The 1,178-nt window shown below is 62.6% G+C and carries 1 protein-coding gene; it reads left to right on the top strand.

Going from position 1 to position 1,178, the window contains the following annotated elements; translation table 11 throughout:
• The first annotated feature begins 52 nt into the window (after positions 1-52).
• Positions 53-1,140, top strand: a protein-coding gene (locus ACFOLC_RS16100; RefSeq protein ID WP_386760282.1) for an IS3 family transposase whose coding sequence is annotated in 2 segments (ribosomal slippage) — positions 53-305 and positions 305-1,140 — 1,089 coding nt in all. Because the reading frame shifts where the segments join, the coding sequence is not laid out codon by codon here.
• The last annotated feature ends 38 nt before the right edge of the window (positions 1,141-1,178 follow it).

The raw sequence follows: 1,178 nt of genomic DNA, 5'->3' as shown, positions 1-1,178 counted from the left end.
TTAGCTGACGCCATAGGTGGAATTTTCTCGTAGTCTTTCCCGAGGAGGTTCCATGAAGCAGTCCCGCTTTACCGACAGCCAGGTCATCGCCGTGCTCAAGCAGGCCGAGGCCGGCACGCCCGTGCCAGAGCTGTGCCGCGAGCACGGCATCAGCTCGGCGACGTTCTACAAATGGCGCAGCAAGTTCGGCGGCATGGAAGTATCCATGGTCGCGCGCATGAAGGAACTGGAGGAGGAGAACCGGCGCCTGAAGAAGATGTACGCCGAGGCCCAGCTCAGTACCGACCTGCTGAAGGAAGCGCTCGCAAAAAAATGGTGAGGCCATCTCAGCGCCGGGAGATGGCCCAATCAGCGGTCTCAGACGGGCGCACGAGCATCCGGCACGCCTGCCAGACCTTCGCGGTGAGCCAGACATGCTTCCGCTACCAGGCCAAGGCCAGCGAGGAGAACGCCCTGATCGCCGATTGGCTGGTCCGGCTGACCACGGCCCATCGCGACTGGGGCTTCGGCCTGTGCTACCTGTACCTGCGCAACGTGAGGGGCTTTGGCTGGAACCACAAGCGGATCTATCGGATCTACCGCCAGTTGGAGTTGAACCTGCGGATCAAGCCGAAGAAGCGGCTGGTCCGGGAGAGGCCCGAGCCGCTGGCGGTGCCGGAGACGATCAACCAGGTCTGGTCGATGGACTTCATGCATGACCAGTTGGTCGATGGTCGCAGCTTCCGTCTGTTCAACGTGCTCGACGACTTCAATCGTGAGGGGCTGGGGATCGAGGTAGATCTGTCGCTGCCTTCGGCCCGGGTGATCCGGTCGCTGGAGCAGATCATCGAGTGGCGTGGCAAGCCATGCGTCATTCGCTGCGACAACGGCCCCGAGTACATCAGTGGCGCGCTACTGGCCTGGGCGGAACGACACGGCATCCGGATCGAGCACATCCAGCCGGGCAAGCCGCAGCAGAACGCTTACGTCGAACGCTACAACCGCACCGTCCGCTACGCCTGGCTGGCCCGAACGCTGTTCGACACCATCGAGCAGGTGCAAGACAAGGCCACACGCTGGCTATGGACGTACAACCACGAGCGCCCCAACATGGCGCTCGGCGGCATCACCCCGGCGATGAAGCTGGCGATGGCCGCTTAGCTCCACTTTTGGCGACTGCTAAAAGTGGGGGGATTACC

Source organism: Lysobacter cavernae (assembly GCF_042648505.1).
GTDB classification, from domain to species: Bacteria; Pseudomonadota; Gammaproteobacteria; order Xanthomonadales; family Xanthomonadaceae; genus Lysobacter_L; species Lysobacter_L cavernae.
The sequence above is the reverse complement of the archived record's forward strand: the minus strand, read 5'-3'. Positions and strand labels throughout refer to the sequence as shown.